We start from the raw sequence: 19,100 nt of genomic DNA, 5'->3' as shown, positions 1-19,100 counted from the left end.
TCGCAGGTTTGCACACGGATCTCGGAGCATCGGCAGGCATTTCATGGCCGCCGGCATCGCCGGGGGATGAAGCCCCCGGCTGGAACCACGGGAAGGCGGCTGAAGCCGTCTCGCCATTTTTTTGTCATCCTGAGCGACGCGCTGCTCAGTCCTTGCCGCGTCACCGTCCTCAAGCGCGGAGTGAAGGATCTACTGCACGTGACGAGGGGCTCGCGGTTTACACGCCGTCCTCTTGCCGCGCCGGCTAGATCCTTCGGTCGCCGCAGAGAATATGGCGTGCGGCGCTGGGATTCGTGCCGGCGGCTTCCTCAGGATGACATGGGGGGCAGTCCGCGGAGCCGGGCATTGTAGGTTCCAGCGGCGGATTCAATCGCTCCTGGAAGGGGATGCTCCTGGCGTATTCGTAGCGGTCGCGAACCGTGTCCACCTTTCGGGGTATCTTCGCGCATGCTTTCCGAGCTGCGAATCCGCAACTTTGCCCTGATCGACCGGCTCAGCGTACGGCTGGGGCCGGGCCTCAACGTGCTCACCGGCGAGACGGGCGCGGGCAAGTCGATCATCGTGGGCGCGCTGGGCCTGCTCCTGGGCGAGCGCGCCTCCGCGGACGTCGTGCGGCACGGCGAGGAGCGCGCGTCCGTGGAGGGCGTGTTCGACGTGGCCGGGCGCGAGGACGTGGAGCGCATGCTCGACGAGCGCGGCTTCGAGGCGGAGGAGGGGACGCTCGTCCTCAAGCGCGAGGTGGTGGCCGAGGGACGCAGCCGCGCCTGGGTCAACGGCTCGCCGACCACCGTCTCCGTGCTGGGCGAGCTGGGGCGGCTCCTGGTGGACCTCCACGGCCAGCACGAGCACCAGACGCTCCTTCGCCGCGACGAGCAGCGCGCCATCCTGGATGCCTACGCCGGCAACGCGGATGCGGTGGAGAAGATGCGCGCCGCCCACGCTGCCGTCCTGGGGCTGGAGCGCGAGCTGGATTCGCTGGAGACCCGCCGCCGCGAGGCCATGCAGCGCGCCGACTACCTGCGCTTCCAGGCAGACGAGATCGAAAAGGCCGCCCTTCGCCCGAGTGAGGAAGAGGAGCTGGAGGACGAGGCGCGCCGCCTCACCCACTCCGAGGAGCTGACCGCGCTCTCGGGCGGGCTGTACGAGGCGCTGATCGGCGCGGACGAGGCGCTGGTCGGGGGGCTGGGGAGCATCCGCCGCGCGCTGGACTCGCTCGTCCGCATCGATCCGTCCCAGGCGGAGCTCCAGGAGCTGTACGACAGCGCATACTACGCGCTCCAGGAGCTGGGCGACCGCATGGAGCGCTACGCCGCCAACATCGAGCACGATCCCGCGCGCCTGGACGAGATCCGGCGCCGGCAGGACCTGCTCTTCCGCCTCCGCTCCAAGTACGGCGGCACGCTGGAGGAGATCGTGGAGATCGGCCGCCAGGCGCGCGCCGAGCTGGACCTGGTGGATGGCGCCGGCTTCGAGGCCGCCGCGCTCAACAAGCGCCTGCTCGCCGCCCGCGAGGCACGAGATGCCGCCGCGGCCGACCTGACCGCGCGCCGTGAAAAGGCGGTCAAGAAGCTGTCGCGCGAGGTCACCTCCGTGCTCCCGGAGCTGGGGATGGCGGGCGGCGTCTTCGCGGCGGTGCGGGTGCCGCTCGCGGTGCCGGGCGCGCACGGGGCGGAGGACGTCGAGTTCCGCGTGTCGCTCAACAAGGGCTTCGATCCCAGGCCGCTCTCCTTCGTCGCATCCGGCGGCGAGATGTCGCGCATCATGCTGGCGCTCAAGACGATCCTGGCGCGGCTGGACTCCGTCCCCACGCTGATCTTCGACGAGGTGGACGCGGGGATCGGCGGGCGGGTGGGGCTGCAGGTGGGGGACAAGATGCGGGAGGTGGCGGGGAGCCATCAGGTGTTCGCCATCACCCACCTCCCGCAGATCGCCTCGCGCGCGCACCTGCACCTCCTCGTCTCCAAGCTTGAGCGCGACGGGCGCACCACCACCGAGATCACCGCCCTGGAATCCGCCGGCCGCGTGTCCGAGATCGCCCGGATGCTCGGCGGCGATCCCGAGAGCGAGAAGTCGCTGGAGCACGCGCGGGAGCTGTTGGAGCGCGGGGTGGGGGTCGGATAGCGGAGGTCTGGGCGCGGGCGGGCACGGGCAGCCACGTGGGGCGGCCCCTACGGGTATGGGTGCGCTGTTGCCGGGGCTGGCGTAGCGGCGAGGGTGGGCAGACACGCAGGTCTGCCCCTACGGGTATCGGTGTGCGCAGCCGGGGGGCGGAGCAGCGGCGGGCACGGGCGCGATGAATCGCGCCCCTACGAGGCACGGTCTCGCAACCGGTGTTCTCCCCCTCACCCGCCCTGCGCCCCCGCAGGCGGGGGAGGGGGCCGGGGGGAGGGGGCCTGTCAGGCATTCCCCCACACGGCTGTGGCACCAAACGCCTTTCACCGCAGAAGATTGCGCGCTATATTCGGCGGGTTGACTCGCACCCTTCCGCGGAGGATCTCCCGGTGAAGAAGCAGCGCAAGTTCGCCGCGGCAGCCGTGGCGCTGGTGGGCGTCGTGGGGTACCTGATGGTCACGGGGATGAAGGACTCCGCGATGTACTACTACACCCCCACCGAGCTCGTGTCGGCGGTCGGCAAGGACCCGTCGCTCCACGCGCTGGGGTACAAGGTGGGCGGGCGCGTGGTGCCCGGCACCGTGCGCTACGACCAGCGCACGCTGGACCTCTCCTTTACCGTGATGGACATCGCCGACGGGCGGACGCGCTTCCCCGTGAAGTACAACGGGCCGCTCCCGGACACCTTCAAGGAAGGGCGCGACGTGGTGGTGGAAGGGAAGTTCACGCGCGCGGGCACGTTCGAGGCGTCCACCGTGCTCACCAAGTGCGGCTCGCGCTACGAAGCCGTCGAAGCGGATCTGAAGACGTCGTGATCACCTCGATCGGCGAAGTCGCCCTCTGGGTGGCGCTCCTCCTGGCTGGGTGGGGCGCCACGCTCGGCTTTGTGGGCGGGCGGCGCGGGCGCGGAGACCTGGTGCTCAGCGCCGAGCGCTCGGTCTACGCCGTCTTCGGGCTCCTGCTTGTGGCGTGCGGGGCCATCATCGCGTCGTTCCTGCGCAACGAGTACGTCTACCAGTACGTCGCGGGGTACTCCAACCGCGAGCTCTCCCTCTTCTACAAGATCACGGGGCTGTGGGCCGGGCAGACCGGCTCCCTCGTCTTCTGGGCCACGCTGCTGGCCCTCTTCTCGTCCGTCGTCGTCGTGCAGAACCGGCGGCGCAACCGCGAGTTCATGCCCTACGTCACGGGGACGAACCTCGCGGTGCTCGCGTTCTTCCTGGTGGTGATCGTCTTCGCGTCCAACCCGTTCAAGCTGCTGGACTTCACCCCGGCCGACGGCCGCGGGCTCAATCCGCAGCTCCAGAACTACTGGATGACGATCCACCCGCCGACGCTCTACCTCGGCTTCACCTGCTTCACCATCCCGTTCGCCTTCTGCGTGGCCGCGCTCCTTTCGGGGCGGCTGGACACGCGCTGGATCGCGACCACGCGCCGCTGGACGCTCCTCGCGTGGTTCTTTCTGACGGTGGGAATCATCTTCGGGATGATGTGGGCGTACGAGGAGCTCGGCTGGGGCGGCTACTGGTTCTGGGACCCGGTGGAGAACGCGTCGCTCCTCCCCTGGCTCACCGGCACGGCGTACCTGCACTCCGTGATGATCCAGGAGAAGCGCGGGATGCTCAAGCTGTGGAACGTGCTGCTGGTGATGGGCACCTTCCTCCTCAGCATCTTCGCGACTTTCCTGACGCGCTCGGGGCTCATCGAGTCGGTGCACTCCTTCGCCGAGAACCTGACGATCGCGTACATATTCCTCGGCTTCCTGAGCGCGCTGGTCCTGGTGACGGCGGGGCTGGTGTGGTGGCGGCGCGACAGTTTTGAGCCCGACCATCGCATGGAGTCGTTCGTCTCGCGAGAGGCGGCGTTCCTGGGGAACAACCTCCTCTTCGTAACGGGGATGTTCGCGGTGCTCTGGGGGACGATGTTCCCGCTGATCTCCGAGGGCTTCGCGGGGCGCAAGATCACGGTGGGGCCGGCGTGGTTCAACCGCGTCAACATCCCCATCGGGCTGCTGCTGCTGGCGCTGCTGGGGATCGGTCCGGTGATCGCCTGGCGCAAGGCGTCGCCGCGCAACCTGCGCCGCAACTTCCTGGTGCCGGTCTCCGTCGCGCTCGCGACCGCGGCGGTGCTGTGGATGGTGGGGGTGAGGCACACGTACGCGCTGCTCACCTTCGCGCTCGGCGCGTTCGTGATGACGACCATCGTGGTCGAGTTCCACAAGGGGACGCGCGCGCGGGCGCACATCGAGCGGGAGCGCTACCTGGCGGCCATGATGCACCTGGTGGCGCGCAACCGCAGGCGCTACGGGGGCTACGTGGTGCACGCCGGGCTGGTGGTGATGTTCGCCGGCTTCGCGGGCGCCGCCTTCAACGTAGAGGAGCAGGCCGCCCTCTCGCCCGGCGAGTCGGTGAAGATCCGCTCGCCGTTCGGGCACGAGTACACGCTGACGTACCAGGCGATGTCGTCGTACCCGGCGCAGAACATGAGCAAGCTGGTCACCTCCGTCGAGGTCGCGCGAAACGGCCGGTTCGCGGGGATGCTGACGGCCGAGAAGCGCGCCTACAGCCGCCGCGAGGAGATCGTGAGCGAGGTGGGGATCCGGCGCGCGTGGAACGAGGACCTGTACCTGATCCTGGCCGGCATCGACAACATGGAGGCCGTGGCGCAGGGCAAGAACCCGCGCCCCGTGGTCACCTTTCGCGTGCTGGTGAACCCGCTGGTGCCGTGGATCTGGCTGGGCGGCCTCATCATGGCCATCGGCACGCTGGTGGCGATGTGGCCCTCCGCCGAGGCCACGCGCCCCGTACCGCGCCTGCGCGCGCCCGTGGCCGTGCGCGAGCCCGAGCTGGTGGAGGCGTGATGCGCATCCTCCTGGCCGCGCTCCTGCTCGCGCTCGCCGCGCCCGCGCAGGCACAGGTGCAGCCGCACCTGCCGCCCAAGGTGGAGGCGGAGGTGCACGAGGCGCTGATCAGCCTGCGCTCCCCCGTCACTCCGTCGCACACGCTGGACATGTGCCCGTCCGTGGAGGCGATCGCCCTGCGCGACACCATCCGCACGGCCGCGCTGCAGGGCCAGACGTCGGACCAGATCGTGGAGGGCGTCGTCGCGCGCTACGGCGAGCGGATGAGGACGCTGCCGCGCCGCGACGGCTTCGGGCTGTGGGCGTGGATCGCGCCGCCGCTGGTGCTGCTGTTGGGCGGATTCGCGGTCTTCATCGCCATCCGCCGCATGCGGGGCCGCACGGTCGCCACGCCCGTGCCGGCCGGCGGGATGACGGACGAGGACCGCGCGCGGCTGGATGCGGCGCTGCGTGCCTTCGAGCGCGGGGAGGCGGGCGTATGACGGTGCTGGTGTTCGCGCTGGTCCTGGCGCTCGCCGCCGCGGCGTGGGTGATCCGCCCCATCGCGGGGCGGCGCACGGCGGTGCTGGTGGATGCCGCGCCGGGCTCCCTGCTCGATGCCGACGCCCGCCGCCGCGCCACGCTCGCCTCGCTCCGGGAGCTGGAGTACGACTTCCTCGGCGGCAAGCTGGACGAGGCGGACTACCGCGCCCAGCGCGACCGCATGTCGTACGAGGCGCTGGAGGCGATCCGCGCAGCCGAGTTCGCGGAGCGCGCCGTCAGCGGCGGGCGCCGCGCGGCGCCCGTGCAGGCGGCGCACGCCTGCGGCTTCGCCAACCCCGCGGGAAGCCGCTTCTGCGCCGGGTGCGGCAAGCGGCTGCGTTGACGGCCGGCGCGGTCCCCGCGGTCGAGGCGGTCGCGGTGGAGAAGTGGTACGGCCCGCTCCCCGCGGTGCGCGGCATTTCCTTCGTCCTCGCGCCGGGCGAGTTCCTCACCGTCTTCGGACCCAACGGGGCGGGGAAGACCACGCTCCTGCGCATCCTCTGCGGCGCCGTCGCACCCACGCGCGGCACGGTGCGGATCGGCGGGGAGGAGACCAGGGGCGGCGAGGGCGAGTGGCGGCGCAAGATCGGCCTCCTCTCGCACCAGACCTTTCTGTACCCGGGGCTGACGGCGGGGGAGAACCTGGACTTCTACGCGCGGCTCTACCGGCTCCCGGACCGCGCCGCCCGCGTGGCCGAGGCGCTGGAGTCGGTGGGGCTGTGGGAGCGGCGTGGCGACCGCGTGCGCACCTTCAGCCGCGGGATGCAGCAGCGGGTGGCGCTGGCCCGCACCCTCCTACACGATCCCCAGGCGGTGTTCCTGGACGAGCCGTACACCGGCCTCGATCCCCACGCCGCCGCCACCCTGCGCGGCGTCCTCGAGCGCCTGCGCGACGGCCGGCGGACGGTGGTGCTGGTGACGCACAACCTGTCGCAGGGGCTGGAGCAGGCGGACCGGGTGGCCGTGCAGGTGGGCGGCGAGTGGGTCTCCGACGAGCCCCGCTCCGCCATCGACGCCGTGCGCTGGGAGCAGCTCTACACCGAGCGCGTCGCCGCCGCGGTATGAGCTTCTTCGCCCAGATGTGGGCCGTGGCGCGCAAGGACCTGCTCCTGGAGCTGCGCTCCCGCGAGCGCGTCCTCTCCATGGGGACCTTTGCCGTGCTGGTGGCGGTGGTCTTCTCCTTCGCCCTCGACCCGTCCGTGCGGGCGCGCGAGATCGCCGGCGCCATGATCTGGGTGACGGTGCTGTTCGCGGGGACGCTGGGGATGGGGCGCGCCTTCGCCCTGGAGCGCGAGGCCGATGCGCTCACCGGCGTGCTGGTGTCGCCGGTGGACCGGGGGGCGCTGTTCCTGGGGAAGTGGCTCGCAAACCTGGCGGTGGTGCTGGTGGTGGAGGTGGTGATCTTTCCCGTGTACGGGCTCTTCTTCGGGCTGCCGTACGGCCGGTCGCTCCCGGCGCTGGTGGCGGTGGTGGTGCTCGCCACGCTGGGCTTCATCGCCCTGGGCACGCTCTTCGGTGCCATCGCGGCGCACACGCGGCTGGGGGAGACGCTCCTTCCCATCCTGATGCTGCCGCTCCTGATCCCGGTGGTGATCTTTGCCGCGTCCGCCACGCAGCGGCTGCTGGCGGGGCGGGCCGTCGCCGAGATCTCGTCGCAGCTGCGCATGCTGGCGGCGTTCGATCTCGTTTTCCTGTTCGTGTGCACGGCCCTTTTCGGCGCCGTGCTGGAGGAGTGATGACGACCGATGACAACTCGCTCGCGGGCACCCGCCGCTGGGCGATCATCCTGAACGCGCTCGCCGCGCTCGCGCTGACCGCCTCGCTGTACATGGTGTTCTTTTACGTCCCCACCGAGTCGACGATGGGCATCGTACAGCGCATCTTCTACGTGCACGTTCCCTCGGCCTGGGTGGCGTTCCTGGCGTTCGGGATCGTGGCCCTCTGCTCGCTCGGCTATCTCTGGCTGCGCGACGAGCGGCTGGACGCCATCTCGGTGTCGGCCGCGGAGCTCGGGCTCCTCTTCACCACCATCGTGCTGGTGACGGGGCCGCTGTGGGGGAGGATCGCCTGGGGCGCGTGGTGGGTGTGGGAGCCGCGCCTGACGCTCACGCTCCTGCTCTGGTTCATCTACGTGGGCTACTTCATCCTGCGCGGCGCCGCCGACTCGCCGGAGCGCGGCAAGCGCTTCGCCGCCATCCTGGGGATCGTGGGCGCGGTGGACATCCCGCTGATCCACCTGAGCGTCACCTGGTTCCGCTCGCAGCATCCCGAGGCCGTGATCCTGCGCCCCGAGGGCCCGCGCGCCGCCCCCGAGATCGTGCAGACGCTCCTGGTGTCGTTCCTCGCCTTCACACTCCTCTTCTTCGGCCTGCTGATGGTGCGCTACGGCCTGGAACGCCTGCAGAACCGCGTCGATTGGCGCCGCGGCGGAGCGCTGGCTTGATGCGCCGCGCTTTCCTGGCCCCGTTCCTGGCCCTGTCGCTCGCCTTCGCGAGCGCCCCGCTGCGCGCGCAGGAGCCCGCCCCCGCCGCGTCCGCTCCGGCCCCCGCCGCCACGCCGAACGCGACGCAGGCGCTCCGCACGACCGCGCAGACGCTGCCGGAGCAGTCCGCCCCGCCGCGCACCCTGCGCGCCTACTGGCACGTCTTCGCCGCCTTCACCTTTGCCTGGCTGATGATCCTCGGCTACGCGATCTCCCTCGCCCGCCGGTTCCGCAGCCTGGAGCAGAAGGTGGATGCGATGGGTGAGACAGATGTAGGCAAGTAAGCTCGCGCAACAACAGCACAAAGTCCGCCCTCGGGGGCTCGGGGGAGAGACCAGGTGTCTCTCCCTTTTGCGTGTGTGCAGGAGGAGGGGTTGGGCCCGTGGAGCCAGGGTGCGGCGTGCGGGCGAGCACGGGCAGCCACGCGGGGCTGCCCCTACGGGATTGGGTGTACTTTGCGGGGAGCGGAGCGGGGCGGAGGAGGGCAGACACGCAGGTCTGCCCCTACGGGATCAACTCGGTGCGGCGCATGGCACGGGCGCGATGAAGCGCGCCCCTACGAGCCTTTGCGGGGTTTTACGCCCCCTCTCTCGATAACGGCGAGGGCGCAGCCCTCTCCTGTTATCGGGAGAGGGGGCAGCGAGGAACGAGCGGGGGTGAGGGCCCTGCCCCCTCACCTCAACTGCTCCACCGCCGTGGTGCGGTCCACGTGGAGGACGGCGTCGAACTGGTCGGCGAGGCGCGCGGTGAAGTAGTGGCTCTGGCGCTCCGTGCGCGGCGCGTAGATCACGCCGACGGCGCGCTCCAGGCGCTGCTCGCGTAGCGCGGGGGCGGCGGGGGAGCCGCGCAGGATCAGAAGGAAGCTCGAGATCCCCGTCTGGTGGAACAGGTGCGCGAAGCTCTCCGGGAGGGCGGGGCGGAGGGCGGTCTTCTGCCCCGGGCCGCCCCACGAGGTGGCGGCGGTCACCTCGCCCTCGTAGGTGGTGAAGCCCAGGAGGAAGGCCCCGCCGCGCTCGCGCATGAGATGCCCGACCGTGAGCTGGCCCTGCGCAGCCATCTCCGTGGCGCGCACATCGCCCACGTGGGAGTTGTGCGCCCAGACGGCGATCCTGCCGCTCGGCCCGCGCGCCGCCAGGTGCGCGGAGAGCGCCGCGAGCGTCTCGGACATGTGCCGGTCGCGTACGTTCCACGCCTGGTGGCCTCCGAAGCTGTTGAGCCGGTAGAACTCTTCGGCATACCGCACCACGCGGGCGCTCTGCAGCGCGTCGAAGAGCTCGGGGTCCGCGGGAGCGGAGGCGGCGCGCTGCTGCATCTCCGCGAGCTGCTGGAAGGCGAAGGTGGCGCACGAGGCCGCCGGATTGGTTGCGGCCGCGCTCGCGTACCGCTCCGGGCTGCGGTCGTGCGCGGCGAAGCAGGCGTAGCGCGCGCGAGCCCGCTGGGCCGCGTCGGCGTCCACGCGCGACAGGTACGCCACCACGTCGTCCACGGACGGGTAGAGGCTGTACAGGTCCATCCCGTAGAACCCCACGCGCGCCGTGGCGGGGCGCCCGGCGTTGAGCGCACGCAGGTCGCGGACGAGGTCGCGCACGACCGTGTTGCGCCACATCCAGTGCGGGAACTCCGTGAAGCCGGAGAGCGCGGCCTCGGGCGTGGCGTCGCTTCCCTGGCCGTGGACGTACTGGTCCACGCGGCGCGACGCCGGCCACTCGCCCTCCACCACGATCGCCGCGAAGCCGCGCTCGTCGATCAGCCGCCGCGAGATCCGCGCGCGCTCCGCGTAGAACTCGTGCGTGCCGTGAGTCGCCTCGCCCAGCAGGACGAAGCGTGCGTCGCCGATCGCGGCGAGGAGCGGGTCGTAGTCAGTGGGGGTGCCCCGCAGCGGGAGGGCGGCCTCGCGGACCGACTCGACGGCGGCATCGGGCTGGATGGAGCCGGTGGGCTCGTCGCATGCGGCCAGGGCGAGCAGGGCGGGGATGAGGAACCTGTACTTCATGACGATTCTCCTGCGGTCTGCTTTCTCGCGAACATTTGTTTCCGCATTCGGCAGGGCGGGTGCCGCGGCGGCTACACGGCGGTCCGTGGCGGAACATCTGGCGCGCCGTACATTGGGCGTCCCGGTGCGGCGCTTGCGTGCGCCGTGCGCGACTCGCCGCGTCACACCCGCGCGGGCGATGGTCCGACCAACACACGACGGAGGCACACGATGCCGTTCACCCTTCCCGACCTGCCGTACGCGTTCGACGCGCTGGAGCCGCACATCGACGCGCAGACGATGCAGATCCACCACGACAAGCACCACGCCACCTACGTCACCAACCTCAACGCCGCGCTGGAGAAGCACCCGGACTTCCAGGCGGGCGACGACATCGAGGCGCTGCTGCGCCGCATCGACGACGTGCCGCAGGACATCCGCAACGCGGTGCGCAACAACGGCGGCGGCCACGCCAACCACTCGCTCTTCTGGCAGGTGATGGGCCCCAACGGCGGCGGCCAGCCCACCGGCCCCCTCGCCGACGCGCTGACGCAGGCGTTCGGCGGCTACGACCAGCTCAAGACCCGCATGATCGACGCGGGGAAGGGCCGCTTCGGGAGCGGATGGTCGTGGCTGGTGGTGGACGACCAGGGCAAGCTCCAGGTGATCGACACGCTCAACCAGGACTCGCCGCTAATGCTGGGCTACACGCCGATCCTGGGGGTGGACGTGTGGGAGCACGCCTACTACCTCAAGTACCAGAACCGCCGCCCGGACTACCTGGAGGCCTGGTTCAACACGATCAACTGGGAAGAGGTCACCCGCCGCTTCCAGCAGGCCGGCTCCGGCGGCCAGGGCTGACGCTTCGGATGACGGGCACCCCCGCCGCGGGTTCGGCGGGGGTGCTTTCGTTTCCCGGTGCAGGGAACGGCGCGGTGTTGTAGATTGCGGGCCGGTCACGAGATCAACGATATGAAAGGCTGCTGATAGATGGCTCGTCTGTTCCGCAAGAAAGAAGAGGGAAAGAAGTCGCTCTGGGACCGCATCGTCGACGTCGCGCTGACGGACGTGACGGTGCTGGTGAAGGGGATGGACGAGGGGTCGCTGGAAGGGCTGGAGGAGACGCTGATCGCCGCGGACTTCGGCGTGCCCTCCACGCTGCGCCTGGTGCGCGTGGTGGAGACGCTGGCGGAGCGCGGGATCGCGCGGACGCAGAACGACTTCCAGCGCGGCGTGCGCGAGGAGATCGTCGCCATTCTCTCCGCCGGGCGGTCGGACACGGCGCTGCGCTTCAACTACGACGAGGGCCCGACCGTCTTCCTGATCGCGGGCGTAAACGGCGTGGGAAAGACGACGACCATCGCCAAGCTGGCCCATCGCCTCACGAAGCAGGGGCGCAAAGTGCTGATCGCGGCGGGCGACACCTTCCGGGCCGGCGCCGTGGAGCAGCTCAAGCGCTGGGCGGACCGCGTGGGGTGCGACTTCGTGGGCTCGGAGGCGGGCCGCGACCCCGCCGCCGTCGCCTTCGACGCCATGGAGCGCGCCATCGCCAACGAGACCGACGTGGTGATCGTGGACACGGCCGGCCGCCTGCACACGCAGACCGACCTGATGAAGGAGCTCGAAAAGGTGCACCGCGTCATCGGCAAGAAGCTCCCCGGCGCGCCGCACGAGACGCTGATGGTGCTCGACTCCACCGTCGGCCAGAACGCCCTCGCGCAGATCCGCACCTTTGGCCAGACCCTCCCCCTCACCGGCATCGTCCTCACCAAGATGGACGGCACCGCCAAGGGCGGCATCGTCGTCGCGATCAAGGAAGAATTCGACCTCCCCGTGAAGTTCATCGGCGTCGGCGAGGCGCTGGAGGATCTCGTCCCGTTCGAGATCGAGGCATTCGCGGAGGAAGTGCTGACGATGTAGGACGAAGGTGCGTGAGTGCGTTAGTGCGTTAGTGCGCTTGGGTATGGGGCACGGTGAGAGGGCAGGCCGGGCGGGATGCGCGTGGGTGCGTGGCACCCCCTTTTCCTGTCATCCTGAGCGACGCGCCTCTCCGGCCTCGCCCCGGCACCACTCTCTGGCGCGTAGCGAAGGATCTACTGCGCGTATCGAGAGGACCGTGAAGCGCGACGGGTCTCCTGCCTCGCCGGCTAGATCCTTCGCTCGCCGCAGCATTCTTCGGTGGCACGCCGGCGTCTGTGCAGGCGGCTCACTCAGGATGACATAAAGGTGGACGGATATTCGCGTCACAACGCACTAACGCACTAACGCACTAACGCACTAACGCACTAACGCACTAACGCACTCCTTCTCCCGTGGTTCGCGGAAAACCGCCCAAACCCATCATCCTCCCCACCACGCCCGAGGGCGCGGACCTTCCCGCGTACTCGGAGCTGGATCGCCCCATCCAGTTCCTCAAGGGTGTGGGGCCCAAGCGCGCGGACCTCCTCAAGAAGATGGGGCTCCTCAACGCGCGCGACCTCCTTTTCCACGTCCCGCACCGCTACGAAGACGCCAGCACCATCACCAAAATCAACGCGCTCGATCCGGGGATGGAGGCGACGATCATCGGACGCGTGGTGTCCAAGGGCGTGCTGCCGACGCGCAGGGGGCTGCGCATCTTCCAGGCGGTGGTGCGCGACGGGAGCGGGCTGATCGAGTGCTCGTGGCCGGGCCAACCCTTCCTCGACCGCGTCCTCAAAAAGGGCGACCTCCTGCTCCTCTCCGGCACCGTGCGCTTCTACCACGGGCGCCAGTTCCAGCCGCGCGAGTTCACCGTCATCGCCGCGGAGGGCGAGGAGTCGTCGGAGGAGACGGGCGCCATCTTCCCCGTCTACCCGGCGACGGAGGGGCTGACGCACCGCCAGGTCCGCAACCTGATCGCGGACAACCTGGACGGCCTGCTGGAGTCCGCGAAGAGCGACGACCCGCTCGACGACGAGCTGCGCAAAGACGCGGGCGTCCTGCCGCTGTGGAAGGCGCTCGACCAGATGCATCGCCCCACCACGCTCGCCGAGGCGGAGGAGGGGCGGAGGCGGCTCGCGTTCGAGGAGCTCTTCTTCCTCCAGATCCTGCACGCCCGCGTGCGCCGCGAGGCCACCGTGGAGCGCCAGGGGATCGCCTTCGAGCGCAAGGATCACCTGGTGCGCCCCTTCCACAAGTCGCTCCCCTTTGCGCTGACCGACGCGCAGAAGCGTGTGCTGAAGGAGATCGGCGACGACATGGCCGCGCCGCGCCGCATGAACCGCCTGCTGCAGGGCGACGTGGGCGCGGGGAAGACGGTGGTGGCGCTCTTCGCCATGCTGCGCGCGGCGGAGAACGGCTACCAGGCCGCGCTGATGGCGCCCACCGAGATCCTGGCCGAGCAGCACGCGCGCACCCTCGTCAAGCTCCTGGGCGACGTCCCCGCCGGCGTCACGCTCCTCACCGGCCGCCTCAGCGCGAAGCAGTGGAAGGAGGCCGCCTACCGCATCGCCGTGGGCGACGCGGACCTGGTGGTGGGGACCCACGCGCTGATCCAGGAAGCGGTGGAGTTCCACAAGCTGGGGCTGGTGGTGGTCGATGAGCAGCACCGCTTCGGCGTCAAGCAGCGCCTCGCGCTCACCGAGATGGGCACGCACGCGGACACGCTGGTGATGTCTGCCACGCCCATCCCGCGCTCGCTGGCGCTGACGCTGTACGGCGACCTCGACATCTCCGTGCTCGACGAGCGCCCTCCCAACCGCCGCCCCGTCCGCACCGCGTTGCGCAACGAGTCGGCGCGGCCCAAGGTGCTGGCCTTCGTGCGCGAGCAGGTGGAGCAGGGACGGCAGGCGTACTTCGTCTACCCGCTCGTGGACGAGTCCGAGAAGCTGGACCTCAAGTCGGCCACGGAGGAATTCGAATCGTTGCGCGTCCTCTTTCCCGACTTCCGCCTTGCGCTGATCCACGGGCAGATGCCGGGCGAGGAAAAGGATCGCGTGATGCGCGCGTTCGGGGCGGGCGAAGTCGACGTCCTCGTCTCCACCACGGTGATCGAGGTGGGGATCGACGTGGCGAACGCGACGGTGATGGTGGTGGAGCACGCCGAGCGCTTCGGCCTCTCGCAACTTCACCAGCTTCGCGGACGCGTGGGGCGCGGGTCGGAGGAGAGCTTCTGTATCCTGTTGTCGGCCGGTGCCGAGCACCTGGAGCGGCTGCGCATCTTCGCCTCCACCGAGGACGGCTTCGCCATCGCCGAGGCCGACATGCGCCTGCGCGGCTACGGCGACCTCTTTGGCGCGCGCCAGTCCGGCCTCCCCGCCTTCCGCTTCGCCGACCTGGAAAAGGATGCCGCACTGCTCTCCAAAGCACGCGGCGAAGCCCGCCGCATCTTGGACGAAGACCCGAACCTGGATCGCCACCCGGCGCTCAAGAAGGCGCTGCACGCACGCTACGGAGAGCGGGCGAAGCTGTTCGGTGTTGGGTGATGGGGAATGGGGAATGGGGAATGGGGAATGGGGAATGGGGAATGGGGAATGGGACCCAGCGCCGAACACCGGCGCATGAACACCGGCGCGCGAACACCGGCGCACGAATACCGGCGCGCGAACACCGGCGCACGGACACCGGTGCACGGACACCGGGGGATGAATCCCCCGGCTGGAACCACGCGAAGCCCGCTGAAGCGGGCTACGGGGTGTCGGGCCCACCATGTTGTCATCCTGAACGACGCGCGGCTCCGTCCTGGCCCGTGCCGCGAACTATGGCGCGGAGTGAAGGATCTACTGCGCGTTGCGAGGGGCTCGTGGTGAACCCCGCGGTGCTCGTGCGTCGCCGGCTAGATCCTTCGGTCGCCGCCGGAGTGTGCAGTGCACGGCGGAGGTCGGGGAGGCGGCTCCCTCAGGATGACAAAGAGGGGGGATGTCGCGCCTTGGCACTTGGCACTTGGCACTTGGCACTTGGCACTTGGCACTTGGCACTTGGCACTTGGCACTTGGCACTTGGCACTTGGCACTTGGCACTGTCGTCCGTAAACTCCGTATACTTTCGCGCCTCCTCAAACGAACAGATCGATGCTGCTGGGAGCACACGTGTCCACCGCCGGCGGGTGCTGCAACGCACCGGGGCGGGCCGAGGAGATCGGCGCAACCGCCATCCAGATCTTCACCAAGCAGCCCAACCGCTGGGCCGAGGTGGAGGTCACCGAGGTGGACGCGGCTACGTTCCGCGAGGCGATCGCGGCGCTGGCGATCGGGTTCACGAACGCACACGACTCGTACCTCATCAACCTCGCCACCGCCGATCCGGTGCTGCGTGACAGGTCGCTGGAGGCATTCAGGGGCGAGCTGCGGCGGGCGGAGCGGCTGGGGCTCGACGCGCTCGTCACCCATCCCGGCAACGCCACCGACAGCGACATGGCGCGCGGGCTGGCGCAGAACGCCGCGCTCATCGAGCAGGCGCTGGAGGAGGTGCCCGGATCCACGATGGTGCTGCTGGAGACGACGGCCGGCGCCGGGCGAGTGCTGGGCTCGACTTTTGAAGAGCTGGCGGAGATCATCGACCGCATCTCTCCCCTTCAACGCCACCGCGTGGGCGTGTGCCTGGACACCTGCCACGTGTATTCCGCCGGTTACGACCTGCGCGAGGACTACGACGGCGTCATCGCGCGGCTGGCGGACACGGTGGGGCTGGACCGCCTGCGCCTCCTGCACCTGAACGACTCGAAGTGCCCGTTCGGAAGCAAAAAGGACCGCCACGAAGCGATCGGCGAAGGGTCGCTGGGCGACGAGCCGTTCCGGCGCATCATGACCGACGAGCGGCTGGCGTCGCTGCCCAAAGTACTGGAGACGCCAAAAGGTGACGACCACGCGGCCACCGACCGCGCCAACCTCGCGCGGCTGCGTGGCTTTCTCGCGTAACCGGATACGGAACCCCCTCGCCTCGCGAGGGGTACGGCGCCACTGATGACCGCTGCCCGCAGACCCGTTTCCGCCGCGCGCCGTGCCGCGCTGCTCCTGGCCGCGCTGCTCCACCTTACAGGTGTGGCGGCGGGGCCGGTGCTGCATGCATGGGCCGGAGGGGCGACGGCAGCCGCTTCCACCATCGAGGCGCGGCGCGACGATGCGCCGGGCGTGGCGCACGACGAGTACAGTTGCGTCCTCTGCCAGGTAGCGCGGTCCCACGGCCTTCCGGCCGCGGCACACGACTCCGGGGTGAGCGTGCTCGAGCGCGCCCCGCTGGTCTCCCTTCCGGCGCCGGCCCTCCCGGCGTCTCCTCTCTCCCGCGCGCGGGCGCGGGCACCCCCAGCCACTTTCGTCTGACCCGCGCCACGGCGCCTGGTCGCACCATTCGAAAGCTCCGTCGCGGTCCGCCCCCTGGGGGCAGGCGCCGCGGCGGCTGGTGGCAACATACGCGGGTATCCTGCCCGCATCTCCCGCAACCGCAAGAACATGCGCAGAATCCTCTGCATCTTTTCGCTCCTGCTGGGGGCCGCTTCGGCGGCGTCCGCGCAGGTGACTCCCGCGCGCCCGGATTCTGCGCGCGCGGACTCCATTGCCCGCGCGGACTCCATCGCGGCGCTTCGCGAGCTGGAAGGCGCCGCGCGGGATACCACGCCGGTGGTGGGGGGCGGCCCGGTCGCACGCCTCCTTCCCGACATCAGCGTAGTGGGCGACATGGTGGCCGATCTCTCGCCCGAGGGGAGCACCCAGGAAGACGGCAGCCGCTTCGGGATCCGCGAGGTGGAGGTCGCCCTCCAGTCCGCCGTGGACCCGTACTTCCGCGGCGACGTGTTCCTGGGCGTCTCCGACGAGGAGGGGATCGCCATCGAGCAGGCGTACCTCACCACCACCTCCCTTCCATACGCCGTGGAGGTGCGGCTGGGGCGCATCCTGATGCCTTTCGGCAAGCAGAACACCACCCACCGGCACGACCTGCACACCACCGAGTACCCGTACGTCATCCAGCGCTTCTTCGGCGCGGAAGGGCTGAAGGGAACCGGCATCGCGGCCAGTCGCCTTTTCGCGCCGTTCGGCTTCTTCCAGGAGCTCCAGGTGACGGTGGTGGACGGGCTGGGCGAGCCGGTGGAAGGGCTCGGTACCCGGGAGCCGCTCAACAGGAAGCTGGGCGGGCTGGGGTACTCGGCACGCCTGCGCAACTACGTGGACCTGTCGCAGAGCCGCAACGTGGAGCTCGGCTTCAGCGCGCTTACGGGGAAGCGGGCGCAGGAGATCGACGTGCCCGCCGACGCTCCCTTCAACGCCGTGGGCGTGCGGCAGACCACGCTGGGCGCGGACCTCACGTACCGCTGGAGGCCGCTTCAGCAGGGCCTCTATCGCTCGCTGATCGTGCAGGCCGAGGTGATGCGCCAGCTCAACGGCCGGGCGGACGACCTCTTCGAGGACGTGTACCTGGGGCCGGACCGCGACTTCACCGGCGCGTACGCGTTCGCGCGCTACCAGCTCGGCCAGCGCCTCTTCGCGGGGGTGCGCGGCGACTGGGTGCAGGACCCGCAGGCGGACGGCGACGAGCTGCGCGCGGGCTCCGCGTACCTGGAGTTCTTCCCCAGCGAGTTCTCCAAGCTCGGCGCCGCGTTCGAGCGGCTGCAGCCGGGGAGCGGCGACGGGGTGAACCGCGTGCTGCTGCAGGCGACCTTCGCCCTGGGGCCGCACAAGCCGCATCCGTTCTGAGCGTCCGCGAATTCCAGGCACTTACGAAAACCCGAGCGAGGAGACACCTCGATGCACATGTTGAAGACGACCGCCGCGGCACTGTTCGCCCTGGCGCTCGCGGCAGGCACCGCCGCCGCGCAGAGACCCCTCAAGGTGGTCACCAGCACCACCGACCTCGCGGACATCGCCGAGGCGGTGGGCGGGGCACGCACCAACGTGGTACACATCAGCGAGGGGTACCAGGACCCGCATTTCGTGGAAGCGAAGCCCTCCTTCATCCTGCAGCTTCGCGACGCGGACGTGTTCGCGTTCGTGGGGCTGGATCTGGAGGTGGGATGGATGCCCCTGCTGGTGGACGGGGCCCGCAACCCGCGCATCCGCCAGGGCGGCACCGGCTACCTGGACGTCTCGTCCGCCATCCCGGTGCTGGACCGCGCGCGCGCCGGCGTGGACCGCAGCCAGGGCGACGTGCACGCCGCGGGCAACCCGCACTACTGGCTGGACCCCGAGAACGGGCGGCGCATCGCGCGGCTCTTCCGCGACCGCTTCACGCGCCTGGATCCCGGCAGCTCGGCCGTGTACGCCCGCAACACCGCGGCCTTCGAGGCGCGCCTCAACGCCGCCGAGCGCGGATGGGCTCCGCAGCTCGCGCAGATCCGCGGCAAGCCCGTGGTGGCGTGGCACACGAGCTGGCGCTACTTCGCCGGCTACAACGGGATGAACATCGTGGGCTTCATGGAGCCCAAGCCGGGGGTTCCGCCCTCGCCGTCGCACCTGGCCGGGCTGATCGCCACCATCCGCCGCACGGGCGCCAAGGCGATCGTGATGGAGCCCTTTTACGACCGCAGGACGGCCGACTTCGTGGCGCAGCGCACCGGGGTGAAGGTGCTGATCCTTCCGCCGTCGGTGGGGGGCGTGCGTGGCGTGAACGACTACATCTCGCTGATGCAGTACGACATGCGCCAGCTCGCCGAAGCCCTGCGATGACCGACCTGGTGACCTTTGACCGCGTGGCGCTCGGGTACGGGCGCCGCACGGTCCTCTCCGGCCTGGACTTCACCGTGCCGGAGGGCGACTTCCTGGGGCTGGTAGGGCCCAACGGGGCGGGGAAGACCACCGTGCTGCGCGCCATCCTGGGCTCGCTGAAGCCCCAGAGCGGCACGGTTTCGCGCGCGCCCCGGCTGCGCTTCGGCTACGTGCCGCAGCGCGACCAGGTGGACTACAACTTCCCGCTGCGGGTGGTGGACGTGGTGCTGATGGGCCGCTTCGACCGGATCGGGCTGGGGCGGCGGCCCACCGCGCGCGACCGCGAACTCGCGCTCGCGTCGCTGGAGCACGTGGGGATCCTGGACCTGGCGGACCGGCTCCTGGCCGACCTTTCCGGCGGGCAGAAGCAGCGCGCCCTCATCGCCCGCGCGCTCGTGGGCGAGCCCACCGTGCTGGTGCTGGACGAGCCCACCAACGGGATGGACCTGGTCTCCACCACGCAGATCCTGGGGCTGGTGCGCGAGCTCCACGAGCGCG

The 19,100-nt window shown here is 70.2% G+C and carries 18 protein-coding genes; 17 read left to right on the top strand and 1 reads right to left on the bottom strand.

The features are described from left to right. Window positions 1–447 precede the first annotated feature (447 nt). The 9 genes from recN (at window position 448) to VF647_23100 (ending at window position 8,260) form a co-directional block, all read left to right on the top strand. Complete coding sequence (gene recN, locus VF647_23140) at window positions 448–2,121, top strand: DNA repair protein RecN (GenBank protein ID HEX8454992.1); 1,674 nt, start codon at window positions 448–450, stop codon at window positions 2,119–2,121. Between the two features lie 380 nt (window positions 2,122–2,501). Then, window positions 2,502–2,927 carry a cytochrome c maturation protein CcmE gene (locus tag VF647_23135; GenBank protein ID HEX8454991.1) on the top strand — a complete coding sequence of 142 codons (426 nt, stop codon included), beginning with the start codon at window positions 2,502–2,504 and terminating at the stop codon, window positions 2,925–2,927. Further along, window positions 2,924–4,972, top strand: a complete 2,049-nt coding sequence (locus VF647_23130; GenBank protein HEX8454990.1) for a heme lyase CcmF/NrfE family subunit — start codon at window positions 2,924–2,926, stop codon at window positions 4,970–4,972. The genes VF647_23135 and VF647_23130 overlap by 4 nt, the downstream gene beginning before the upstream one ends. Beyond that, window positions 4,972–5,454: a cytochrome c-type biogenesis protein gene (locus VF647_23125; protein ID HEX8454989.1), complete on the top strand. Its 483-nt coding sequence runs from the start codon at window positions 4,972–4,974 to the stop codon at window positions 5,452–5,454. The genes VF647_23130 and VF647_23125 overlap by 1 nt, the downstream gene beginning before the upstream one ends. Beyond that, the gene (locus tag VF647_23120) at window positions 5,451–5,837 is read left to right on the top strand and encodes a zinc ribbon domain-containing protein (protein HEX8454988.1); all 387 of its coding nucleotides are present in this window, start codon (window positions 5,451–5,453) and stop codon (window positions 5,835–5,837) included. The genes VF647_23125 and VF647_23120 overlap by 4 nt, the downstream gene beginning before the upstream one ends. Further along, window positions 5,834–6,559 carry a heme ABC exporter ATP-binding protein CcmA gene (gene ccmA, locus VF647_23115; GenBank protein HEX8454987.1) on the top strand — a complete coding sequence of 242 codons (726 nt, stop codon included), beginning with the start codon at window positions 5,834–5,836 and terminating at the stop codon, window positions 6,557–6,559. The genes VF647_23120 and ccmA overlap by 4 nt, the downstream gene beginning before the upstream one ends. Next, window positions 6,556–7,230: a heme exporter protein CcmB gene (locus VF647_23110; GenBank protein ID HEX8454986.1), complete on the top strand. Its 675-nt coding sequence runs from the start codon at window positions 6,556–6,558 to the stop codon at window positions 7,228–7,230. Before ccmA ends, VF647_23110 begins: the two co-directional genes overlap by 4 nt. Beyond that, the gene (gene ccsA / locus VF647_23105; GenBank protein ID HEX8454985.1) at window positions 7,230–7,937 is read left to right on the top strand and encodes a cytochrome c biogenesis protein CcsA; all 708 of its coding nucleotides are present in this window, start codon (window positions 7,230–7,232) and stop codon (window positions 7,935–7,937) included. The genes VF647_23110 and ccsA overlap by 1 nt, the downstream gene beginning before the upstream one ends. Next, a complete protein-coding gene (locus VF647_23100; protein ID HEX8454984.1) occupies window positions 7,937–8,260 on the top strand; it encodes a CcmD family protein in 324 nt (107 codons plus the stop codon). Before ccsA ends, VF647_23100 begins: the two co-directional genes overlap by 1 nt. 389 nt (window positions 8,261–8,649) lie before the next feature. On the opposite strand, the gene VF647_23095 is transcribed toward VF647_23100, so the two are convergent. Beyond that, complete coding sequence (locus VF647_23095) at window positions 8,650–9,969, bottom strand: erythromycin esterase family protein (protein HEX8454983.1); 1,320 nt, start codon at window positions 9,967–9,969, stop codon at window positions 8,650–8,652. Window positions 9,970–10,179: 210 nt separating this feature from the next. On the opposite strand from VF647_23095, the gene VF647_23090 reads away from it, so the two are divergent. The 8 genes from VF647_23090 to VF647_23055 form a co-directional block, all read left to right on the top strand. Then, window positions 10,180–10,809: a superoxide dismutase gene (locus VF647_23090; protein HEX8454982.1), complete on the top strand. Its 630-nt coding sequence runs from the start codon at window positions 10,180–10,182 to the stop codon at window positions 10,807–10,809. 129 nt (window positions 10,810–10,938) lie between these two features. Beyond that, complete coding sequence (gene ftsY / locus VF647_23085) at window positions 10,939–11,868, top strand: signal recognition particle-docking protein FtsY (protein ID HEX8454981.1); 930 nt, start codon at window positions 10,939–10,941, stop codon at window positions 11,866–11,868. 392 nt (window positions 11,869–12,260) lie between these two features. Then, a complete protein-coding gene (recG, locus tag VF647_23080; GenBank protein HEX8454980.1) occupies window positions 12,261–14,393 on the top strand; it encodes an ATP-dependent DNA helicase RecG in 2,133 nt (710 codons plus the stop codon). A 585-nt stretch (window positions 14,394–14,978) separates the two neighbouring features. Continuing rightward, complete coding sequence (locus tag VF647_23075) at window positions 14,979–15,824, top strand: deoxyribonuclease IV (GenBank protein HEX8454979.1); 846 nt, start codon at window positions 14,979–14,981, stop codon at window positions 15,822–15,824. A 45-nt stretch (window positions 15,825–15,869) separates the two neighbouring features. After that, the gene (locus VF647_23070; protein HEX8454978.1) at window positions 15,870–16,226 is read left to right on the top strand and encodes a hypothetical protein; all 357 of its coding nucleotides are present in this window, start codon (window positions 15,870–15,872) and stop codon (window positions 16,224–16,226) included. A 129-nt stretch (window positions 16,227–16,355) separates the two neighbouring features. After that, window positions 16,356–17,594, top strand: coding sequence for a hypothetical protein (locus VF647_23065; GenBank protein HEX8454977.1), 1,239 nt, complete (start codon window positions 16,356–16,358; stop codon window positions 17,592–17,594). Window positions 17,595–17,645: 51 nt separating this feature from the next. Continuing rightward, window positions 17,646–18,563, top strand: coding sequence for a metal ABC transporter substrate-binding protein (locus VF647_23060; protein ID HEX8454976.1), 918 nt, complete (start codon window positions 17,646–17,648; stop codon window positions 18,561–18,563). After that, window positions 18,560–19,100 (top strand): ATP-binding cassette domain-containing protein (locus tag VF647_23055; GenBank protein ID HEX8454975.1); only part of this gene is annotated, 541 nt, incomplete at its 3' end. The genes VF647_23060 and VF647_23055, both read left to right, overlap by 4 nt.

This window comes from Longimicrobium sp., from assembly GCA_036387335.1.
GTDB lineage: Bacteria > Gemmatimonadota > Gemmatimonadetes > Longimicrobiales > Longimicrobiaceae > Longimicrobium.
This window is presented reverse-complemented; position numbering and strand designations above follow the sequence as displayed.

Excerpts from the sequence above, each read along its gene's own strand:
- VF647_23065 (HEX8454977.1), top strand. The coding sequence starts at position 16,356 with ATGCGCAGAATCCTCTGCATCTTTTCGCTCCTGCTGGGGGCCGCTTCG.
- VF647_23060 (HEX8454976.1), top strand. The coding sequence starts at position 17,646 with ATGCACATGTTGAAGACGACCGCCGCGGCACTGTTCGCCCTGGCGCTC.
- VF647_23125 (HEX8454989.1), top strand. The coding sequence starts at position 4,972 with ATGCGCATCCTCCTGGCCGCGCTCCTGCTCGCGCTCGCCGCGCCCGCG.
- recN (HEX8454992.1), top strand. The coding sequence starts at position 448 with ATGCTTTCCGAGCTGCGAATCCGCAACTTTGCCCTGATCGACCGGCTC.
- VF647_23070 (HEX8454978.1), top strand. The coding sequence starts at position 15,870 with ATGACCGCTGCCCGCAGACCCGTTTCCGCCGCGCGCCGTGCCGCGCTG.
- VF647_23110 (HEX8454986.1), top strand. The coding sequence starts at position 6,556 with ATGAGCTTCTTCGCCCAGATGTGGGCCGTGGCGCGCAAGGACCTGCTC.
- VF647_23095 (HEX8454983.1), bottom strand. The coding sequence starts at position 9,969 with ATGAAGTACAGGTTCCTCATCCCCGCCCTGCTCGCCCTGGCCGCATGC.
- VF647_23090 (HEX8454982.1), top strand. The coding sequence starts at position 10,180 with ATGCCGTTCACCCTTCCCGACCTGCCGTACGCGTTCGACGCGCTGGAG.
- VF647_23075 (HEX8454979.1), top strand. The coding sequence starts at position 14,979 with ATGCTGCTGGGAGCACACGTGTCCACCGCCGGCGGGTGCTGCAACGCA.
- ftsY (HEX8454981.1), top strand. The coding sequence starts at position 10,939 with ATGGCTCGTCTGTTCCGCAAGAAAGAAGAGGGAAAGAAGTCGCTCTGG.
- VF647_23100 (HEX8454984.1), top strand. The coding sequence starts at position 7,937 with ATGCGCCGCGCTTTCCTGGCCCCGTTCCTGGCCCTGTCGCTCGCCTTC.
- ccsA (HEX8454985.1), top strand. The coding sequence starts at position 7,230 with ATGACGACCGATGACAACTCGCTCGCGGGCACCCGCCGCTGGGCGATC.
- VF647_23120 (HEX8454988.1), top strand. The coding sequence starts at position 5,451 with ATGACGGTGCTGGTGTTCGCGCTGGTCCTGGCGCTCGCCGCCGCGGCG.